An 8,907-nucleotide genomic window follows, 5' to 3' on the forward strand; every position below is an offset into this window, starting at 1 on the left:
GTGGAAATGAGATGGTTCCTGTTTACTATAAGAGTATTCACGGTATCGTCTACGATAATTCAGAACTGAAAAAGTAATGGCTACGCACTATCCCAAAAGGGCGAAGGCGTAGCCGAAGCTTTTTTTACAGGTGTTACTGAGCCGCTTGAGTTCATGTTCATGTTTGCAGCAATGCCGCTTTATGGGGTATACGCCCTTATACAGGGTGCGGCATTTGCAATGGCAGATATTATTAATCTAAGAATCCACGCTTTCGGAAATATCGAGCTTCTGACCCGTACACCACTTGCACTGAGAGCGGGTCTGGGCTTAGACATGATCAACTTCCTTTGGGTCACTGTCCTGTTTGCAGTCGGCACTTACTTCCTGGCAGATTTCCTTATTCGTAAATTCCAGTATGCCACGCCTGGGCGTAAAGGAAATTATGAGGGAGAAGCAAGCGGGTCGGATGCAGCTCAGGCAGTGGATGCTTCTCAGCAGGTGTATAATATCATTCATCTATTAGGTGGAAAAGACAATATTTCTGATGTGGATGCCTGCATGACTAGATTGCGTGTATCAGTTAAGGATACGAATAAAGTAGGCAGCGAAGCGAACTGGAAAAAAGCTGGAGAGATGGGGCTTGTTCATAAAGACACTGGTGTTCAGGCGATATATGGACCGAAAGCAGATGTACTGAAATCCGATATTCTGGATGTACTTGAATCGAATGTAGACATTCCTGCCTCAACGATCGATGAGAATAAGGCATTAGTGGAAGACACAGCTAATGATCAGACGAGTGAATCTTTAATGAATCATTCAGAAAAAACAGCTGTCTACAGTGCTGCAGACGGAAACGTACAGCCAATCACTGAAGCACCGGACGACGTCTTCTCTCAGAAAATGATGGGCGACGGCTATGTCATCACCCCTTCATCGGATAGAATCGTTTCACCTGTTTCAGGTTTAATCACCAGTATATTCCCGACTAAACATGCAATCGGAATCCAGACAGAAGATGGGATCGATGTGCTTGTACACATGGGAATTGATACGGTACAATTAAACGGTCAGGGATTCGAGCTATTTGTTGAAGAAGGACAGACACTGAAAGCGGGCGATGAGCTGGCTCAAATGGACCGCGAGGCAATAAGCAAAGCCGATAAGGATACAGCGGTACTCGTAGTCTTTACGAACTTGACTGATGGACAGATAATTAACCTTAAGGCAACTGGAGAATGTAAAGCAGCGGACCTTATTGGGTCAGTGATGGAATAAAAAAGGAGTGTACAAATGAAAGTCTTAACATTGAATACTCACGCGTGGATGGAAGACGCCCCTTATGAAAAGCTGGATGCTCTAGCTGAGCAGCTTGCAGAATCAGAATATGACGTTATTGCTCTTCAGGAGGTCAATCAGACGATCGATGCCAAGGGAATCAAAGATGATACTTTCATTGCTCCTGAAGAAAAAGTATGTGCTGTTCCAATAAAAGAAGATAATTTTGCCCGGCTGTTGGTCAAGAAGCTGAAGCGTCTTGGTCTGACTTACTACTGGAGCTGGGCAGCCAATCATGTCGGGTATGACCTGTATGACGAAGGTGTGGCGATTCTCTCTAAAGTCCCGTTCAAAGCAGAAAGTCAGCTGGTCTCTAAATCAGAGGACTATACCAGTCACTACACACGTAAAGTGCTGAAAGCCTCCTTTGATCATCAGGATAGACAATGGGTGGTTCTGTCCGCTCATTATTCCTGGTGGACTGAAGGGAATGGCAGGCAGCTGTTTGAGCATGAATGGATGCAGACGCTGGACATAATCCGTCCTGATGAAAGAGAAACCGCCATCGTCATGGGAGATTTCAATAATGACCCCTCAGTTCAGAATGAGGGCTATGCACTGGTCAGACGCTCGGCCCCTTTCCTGAATGATGCTTTTGAAACAGCGGACTTGAAGATAGGTGAAGCAACCGTAGAGAAGGAAATTGACGGATGGGAAGGCCACTCGGATCTTAAACGGATCGACTATATTTTTGCCGGGGAAGGCTTTGACATCGAACAGTACAAAGTGACTTTCGACGGAAAAAATGGACCGGTCGTGAGTGATCACTTCGGTGTGGAGGCTCTAGTAAAGTTAAAGCTTACTTAAAGTTAGAGAAAGTAAGTGACAAGAAAATGAAAACATGTTATATTAGGCACTGGATTGATTTAACATCCAGTGCTTTTGTATGCTGAAAATGTATAAAACATAGAGATGATTTGATTAAAAAGGGGATTTTATTTATGAAAAAGAAATTATTATATACTGGTATTCTATCTGTGAGCGGATTCCTTCTGGCTTGTGGACCAGCTGATAACGGAGATGATGCCGAAACAGATACAGCTCAGGAAGAACTTGGGGAAGATACAGCAGAAGAAACATCATGGGCTGATATTGAAGAAGAAGGCGTCCTGACAGTCGGAACATCCGGCACATACGCTCCGATCACATTCTTTGATGAAAACAATGAACTAACTGGTTTCGAAGTTGAACTGGTCAGAGAAATCGGCGAAAGACTGGACCTTGAAGTTGAATTCGAAACAATGGATTTCGACGGGATCCTTCCTTCACTGAGAAATGGACAAATTGATGTGGCTGCACACGACTTCGCCATTACTGAAGAACGTCTTGAAATTTTCGACTTTGTTGACCCGCATAAATTCTCCTATGGATCAATTATCGTAAGACAGGAAGACGCAGATCGTTTCAAGTCTGCTTATGATCTGGAAGGTGTCGACGTTGCAGTTGGGTCACTGACCAGTAACTATGCGATTTTTGCGGACAATATTGGAGCAAATGGTACGGCATACGACGGTGGAGTTGAAGCTATTCTTAGAGATGTCATTAACGGCAACCAGGATGCATATCTGAATGACTACCTGGTCCTGCTTAACACCTTGAACGAATTCGGTGACGACCAACTGACGATTGCTGAAGATGTGAAATTCCACGCCACTGAAAGCGCGATGGCTGTCTTAAAAGGCAATACGTCCTTAAGAGATCGTCTGAGTGAAACCCTTCAGGAACTGATGGATGACGGAACGGTTTCAGAATTGTCTGTGGAATTCCTAGGCGCTGATGTAACTGAACCCGTTGACGAATCAGAAATCGTGAGTCTTGATGGAGAATAATTAGATCTATGGACATACAAGGAGCACACACTTCTTGTATGTTTTCTTTTTGAAAATCAAAATAAAAAAGAGAGGACAAAACGATGTTTGAGACGTTTAGAAATATACGGTGGGAATATCTATTTGATTATGAACTGGCGATAGACTCATTACCTTTCCTGCTTCAAGGGTTGCAGATTACAATGGTTATTGCCTTGTTCAGTATGTTCTTTGCTTTAATACTGGGTGTTGTAATAGGTGTCGCTCGTATGTCGAAATTTGCCATATTTCATTTACCTGCCAGATTATACATTTCCTTTATGCGAGGGACCCCACTGCTTGTATTTGTATTTATCCTTTATTATGGCCTGCCGGTAATAGGACTCTCGTTCAATAATGCTGTTGTAGCTGCTATTGTAGGTGTCAGTTTAAACTTCGGCGGCTACCTTGCGGAAGTGGTACGGTCAGCTATCTTATCTGTACCCAGAGGTCAGTGGGAAGCAGCGGCGACTTTGCAGATGGATTACTTTCAGACCTTGAGAAAAATTGTGATTCCCCAAGCTACACGTATTGCTCTTCCACCGACATTCAATATTTTTATGGACGTCGTCAAAGGGACATCACTGGCTTCTGTTATTACGGTCCAGGAACTACTGTACAGTGCACGACTAGTTGCTGGTCGAACCTATGACAGTATGACCATGTACATTTCTGCTGCCCTGATCTACTGGATGGTCTGTATCGTAATCGGGTATTTCCAGGACCGTCTGGAAATCAGGTACAACCGTTACCTATCTAAATAAGGAGGCACACACATGATTACAGTAAAGAATCTTAAAAAAACATTTGACGACACTCCGGTTCTGGAATCGATCAACCTTGAAGTGAAAAAGGGCGAAGTGGTCTGTCTGGTCGGTGCATCCGGATCAGGAAAAACAACCTTGCTTCGCTGCCTGAATCTGCTCGAAACACCAGATGAAGGATCGATCAGAATAGGTGATAAGGAAGTATCTTTTGGTGAAGATAAACTATCCAAGAAAGATATCAAGGACATCCGCCGCTATTCAGGGATGGTTTTCCAAGGCTTCCACCTTTTCCCGCATATGACTCTGCTGGAAAACATTACTCAAGCACCTCTAACTGCCAAGCAGCAGGATAAAGAGACGATCATGAAAGAAGCGAGTGTGCTGCTTGAAAAAGTTGGCCTGTCCGAACATCAGGACAAGTTCCCAGATGCCTTGTCCGGTGGTCAGCAGCAGAGAGCAGCGATCGCCCGTGCACTGATGATGCACCCGGAAGTCATGCTGTTTGATGAACCGACATCAGCACTCGATCCTCAACTGGTCAGAGAAGTACTGAAAGTAATTGAAAGTCTGGCAAAAGAAGGTCAGACTATGGTCATCGTGACGCATGAAATGAACTTTGCCCGCCGTATAGCCGACAAAGCCTTCTTCATGGATGAGGGGTATATCCTAGAGTCAGGTCCGGCCGAACAAGTCCTGACTGATCCAAAAGAAGACCGGACAAGGGAATTTCTTGCCCTACTTGAAGACGAGTAAGATGAATTGAGTAATATCAGCCCCGCCTAACTGTGGTTATCTTCAGTCGGGCGGTTTTTTCGTAGAAAAAACCTTCACTATTGTGTTTGCCCCGGAACTCAGATGGAAAAACAGTTTGAGTACAGGGGCAATCTGAATAGCGCCGGAACTCGGAGGAGAAATCTGTTTGAGTGCAGGTACAATCGAGATAGCGTAGGAACTCAGTCGCAAATAAATTTAGTACTGAGACAAAAAGGATAGCTCATGGACCTAAAGAGATAAACCAAAAAAGAAGCCCCATCCTGGGAATCAACTCGTAGGATGGGGCTTCTCTGTATGATTATTACTTCAGTTCAGGCCAGTAGCCTTTGTTTGCTTCGATCAGATCGTCCAGTAACTGTTTAGCGACTTCAGCACTTGGAACGATTTTCGACAAGCTCAGAGCCTGCCACAGTTTCTGGTAACTGCCTTCGATATAGGCTTCAACGACCATCTTCTCAGCAGTGACTTGCTGAAGCATAAGAGCGCGGTTGAACGCAGGGATTTTACCTTGAGCCAATGGTTCAGGACCGTCACTACCGACGATACAAGGCACTTCGACCATAGCATCATCATCAAAGTTAGCAATCGCTCCGTTGTTTTCAACAATCAGAAGCATACGTTCTTTTGCATTGAATGCAATGGCGCGGGCCAGGTCCACGATGAATGATGCATGGCTGTCGATGTGGAAACCACCGTCAACTGCGGTACCTTTTTCGATGATGTTACGAGCAGCTGTAAATACCTGTTTCTCACGTCCGGCCATCACTTCATTGGCACGGGTGAATTCTGGATTGGAGCCAGCTACTTCATAGTCAGGATAGAAATAATACTTCAGATAAGTGTTCGGTAGATAATTCGGTTCGATTGCCAGTAAGTCCTTGGCTTTTTTATGAGTGGCCTGCCAGCTTTCGTCCATATGCTGTGTGTCCACTTCAACTTGGGTCAGATAGCCGTTTTCTGCCACATATTCCTTGATTTCATTGATGTATTCATATCCTGTAGCTTTGTCTTTGACGCTGGTCCACCATCCGAAGTGGTTCAGGCCGAAGTAGCTTACTTCCAGCTTGTCTGGAGTAGTTCCAACAATTTGAGACATTCTACGCAGCGTTCCGACAGGCATGTCACAGATATTCAGGACTTTTGAATCTGGACGTAAAACGCGTGTCGCTTCAGCAACGATTGCTGCAGGATTGGAATAGTTGAGCATCCAGGCATCTGGAGAATACTTTTCCATGTAGTCGATGATTTCAAGCATGCCGTTAATGCTTCGCATACCATAAGCAATTCCGCCAGGTCCACATGTTTCCTGACCGACAACACCGTATTTTAACGGAATCTTTTCATCCTGCTCACGCATCTCGTACTTTCCGACGCGGATATGAGCCATGACGAAATCGACATCGCTAAAGGCTTCTTCCGGATCAGTAGTGTAAGAGAATTTGAGGTCAGGTGCCTGTTCTTTTAGAAGAATTTCCAGAGCTTCACCTAGAATCCCTTGTCTGTCTCCGTCATTATCGTACAGCTTCAGTTCTCTCATTGGGAAACGGTCACTGTTTTCAAGCATCAACGATTCAGGTTTCTGGCTTGTCTCCCGCTATTTTGGATTGGATGAAAAAGACACATTGAAAACTTGGACAATGATGACAACAATTATCGGACTTGTCGGATTAGGCATGGCAATGCTCATCGGATTGTTTATAATATAAGAGAGTACTAGACGAATAGGAACTTAATCAGTCTAAATGAAAGGATTTCGTATATGAGTAGTTATTCCATCGGTGTGGACATCGGGACGACGAGCACAAAAGCCGTTCTGTTTTCAGAACAAGGAGAGAATCTCCATCAGGCAACGATTGAGTATCCTCTCTACACACCTGAACCGAAAGTTGCCGAACAGGATCCGGATGAGATTTTCGATGCGGTCCTCCTGTCCCTTCAGTCAGTCATGGAAACCTCCCAAGCATCCCAGTCAGACATTAAAGTCATCGGCTTCAGCGCGGCTATGCACAGTCTGATTGCTGTAGACAGTGAGGGAAAGCCGTTGACACAGGTCATTACCTGGGCAGATCAGCGCAGCGAACCTTATGCAAGGCAGCTGAAAGAAACAAATGGGCAGAGCATCTATGAAAAGACTGGGACGCCGATTCATCCCATGTCACCCTTATGCAAACTGATCTGGATGAAAGATGAAAAACCTGAAGTATTTCAGTCTGCTGCCCGATTTATTGGAATAAAGGAATATGTTTTCCATAAATTGTTTGGCACGTACGCTGTCGATTACTCGATTGCATCTGCTACTGGACTCTTCAATATGGAAGCTTTGGACTGGGATGAGGAAGCCTTGGAAACAGCTGGGATTACCCCTGACCGACTGTCACCGATCGTTTCGACAACTGAAGTCTTTACCGGCATGCGCTTGGAATATGCAGATAAAACAGGGATTGGTCGTGACACACCGGTTATCATAGGTGCTAACGATGGCTGTCTTGCAAATCTTGGAGTCAATGCGATTGATAAAGGGGTTGTGGCCGTAACGATCGGAACGAGTGGAGCGATCCGGACGGTTACTGATAAACCAGTTTCAGATCCGAAAGGCCGAATTTTCTGTTACGCCTTGACGGACAAGCACTGGGTGATCGGTGGACCAGTGAATAACGGTGGAATGATTTTGAGATGGCTCAGAAACGAACTATGCCTTGAGGAAGTGTCTAAAGCAGAAGCTGCCGGTATGGACGCTTATAATGTCATCACAGAGAAAATAGCGGAAGTTCAGGCCGGATCCAATGGGCTGATTTTCCATCCGTACTTATCCGGCGAACGGGCTCCTTCATGGAACGCGAACGCTCGAGGCTCCTTTTACGGACTGGCTCTGCATCACCAGAAAAAACATATGATGCGTGCGGTACTGGAAGGTATCAATATGAATCTCTATATGGTTCTGCTGGCTCTTGAAGAAGTGATCGGCTTACCGGAACGGATCCATGCGACTGGTGGATTTGCGAATTCTGATGTGTGGCGTCAGATGCTGGCAGACATTTTCAACCAGGAAGTGCATGTCCCGATGACTGTGGAAAGTGCCTGTCTAGGAGCAGCTGTTCTGGGCCGTTTCGCTATAGGAGACATCGATGATTTAAGCGAAGTCGGTAATATGGTCAACACGGGTAAAGTCAATCCGCCTCAACCCGAATCTGTTGCGATATATGAAGAACTCATGCCGATATATATCCGCTTGAGCCGTCTCTTTGAAGAAGAATATGATGCGATTACTGCTTTTCAGCAGAAGTATAAGTAAATGAATATAGTCAGCACTCGACCGTTCTTATTCAATCAGACGGTCGGGTGTTTTTGTTTTAGGAGATCTGTACGAGTGCCAAATAGTTAATAAGAATTAGTATCCGATGAAGTACTAATTTAGCAGGAAATTTTTGTATACTATAGATAGGTGAGGAAAGGAGGAAGGGAATCGTGTCCAGTGTGGACGGATATCCCGTCAAGATGCTTGGAAAAAAAAAGTATGCCAATGGCCAGAAGGTTTATGAACAGGAAGATAATATTCTGACTTATTATTATGAAGACGGTACGGTCAAAGCCAAAGGGCCTTTTGTTGAACAAAAGATGGAACAGGAGTGGATTTTTTACCGTAAAACGGGTGATCTATGGCAAGTCGGCCATTTTAAAGCGGATCAGAAACACGGAAGATGGCTCCGTTACAGCCGAGATGGAGAAGTGGAGTATGATGAACAGTTTGAAAATGGGAAGCAGCTGAAGAAGAAGTAAAGCTCAGCAAGCTGACTTTCAAAGAAGAGTGGTGGAGCCTATCGGGTGCTCCATACTCTTCTTTTTGCTTTCAGAGCTAGGGGTAGGACTGAAGAAAGACTAACTCAATAGGCCGAATCAGCACGAGTGGGCTCTAAGACGCATCTTGCGACCAACTCGGGAGAAATAAGCTGGCGAGTGGGCTCTAAGACGCATCTTGCGACCAACTCGGGAGAAATAAGCTGGTGAGTGGGCTCTAAGATGTATCTTGCGACCAACTCGGAAGAAATGAGCCGGTGAGTGGGCTCTAAGATGTATCTTGCGACCAACTCGGAAGAAATGAGCCGGTGAGTGGGCTCTAAGACGCATCTTGCGACCAACTCGGGAGAAATGAGCCGGTGAGTGGGCTCTAAGATGTATCTTGCGACCAACTCGGGAGAAAT

Annotated in this window: 8 protein-coding genes and 1 pseudogene; 8 read left to right on the forward strand and 1 reads right to left on the reverse strand. The window is 45.2% G+C overall.

Annotation, left to right across the window (positions count from 1 at the left end; translation table 11 throughout):
* Positions 1-159: 159 nt before the first annotated feature.
* The 5 genes from ACYQ2O_RS08520 (at position 160) to ACYQ2O_RS08540 (ending at position 4,687) form a co-directional block, all read left to right on the forward strand.
* Positions 160-1,260, forward strand: coding sequence for a glucose PTS transporter subunit IIA (locus ACYQ2O_RS08520; RefSeq protein WP_428830586.1), 1,101 nt, complete (start codon positions 160-162; stop codon positions 1,258-1,260).
* 15 nt (positions 1,261-1,275) lie between these two features.
* The gene (locus ACYQ2O_RS08525) at positions 1,276-2,127 is read left to right on the forward strand and encodes an endonuclease/exonuclease/phosphatase family protein (protein ID WP_346024076.1); all 852 of its coding nucleotides are present in this window, start codon (positions 1,276-1,278) and stop codon (positions 2,125-2,127) included.
* 134 nt (positions 2,128-2,261) lie between these two features.
* Positions 2,262-3,149 (forward strand): transporter substrate-binding domain-containing protein, encoded by an 888-nt coding sequence (locus tag ACYQ2O_RS08530; protein WP_346024077.1) that lies wholly within the window; start codon positions 2,262-2,264, stop codon positions 3,147-3,149.
* A gap of 83 nt (positions 3,150-3,232) precedes the next feature.
* On the forward strand, positions 3,233-3,931 hold the full coding sequence (locus ACYQ2O_RS08535; RefSeq protein ID WP_346024078.1) for an amino acid ABC transporter permease: 699 nt from the start codon (positions 3,233-3,235) through the stop codon (positions 3,929-3,931).
* Between the two features lie 12 nt (positions 3,932-3,943).
* Positions 3,944-4,687 (forward strand): amino acid ABC transporter ATP-binding protein, encoded by a 744-nt coding sequence (locus ACYQ2O_RS08540; protein WP_091480136.1) that lies wholly within the window; start codon positions 3,944-3,946, stop codon positions 4,685-4,687.
* 322 nt (positions 4,688-5,009) lie between these two features.
* On the opposite strand, the pseudogene ACYQ2O_RS08545 reads toward ACYQ2O_RS08540, so the two are convergent.
* Positions 5,010-6,275: pseudogene (locus ACYQ2O_RS08545) on the reverse strand (6-phospho-alpha-glucosidase); the annotation flags it as partial.
* Between the two features lie 37 nt (positions 6,276-6,312).
* Here ACYQ2O_RS08545 and ACYQ2O_RS08550 point away from each other — a divergent pair.
* From ACYQ2O_RS08550 to ACYQ2O_RS08560, 3 genes are all read left to right on the forward strand, one after another.
* Positions 6,313-6,414, forward strand: coding sequence for a hypothetical protein (locus ACYQ2O_RS08550; RefSeq protein WP_428830588.1), 102 nt, complete (start codon positions 6,313-6,315; stop codon positions 6,412-6,414).
* A 53-nt stretch (positions 6,415-6,467) separates the two neighbouring features.
* Positions 6,468-8,000: a gluconokinase gene (gene gntK, locus ACYQ2O_RS08555; RefSeq protein ID WP_346024079.1), complete on the forward strand. Its 1,533-nt coding sequence runs from the start codon at positions 6,468-6,470 to the stop codon at positions 7,998-8,000.
* Between the two features lie 173 nt (positions 8,001-8,173).
* A complete protein-coding gene (locus ACYQ2O_RS08560; protein WP_346024080.1) occupies positions 8,174-8,485 on the forward strand; it encodes a toxin-antitoxin system YwqK family antitoxin in 312 nt (103 codons plus the stop codon).
* Positions 8,486-8,907: the final 422 nt, after the last annotated feature.

The sequence above is a fragment of the Alkalibacterium sp. m-11 genome, assembly GCF_054658155.1.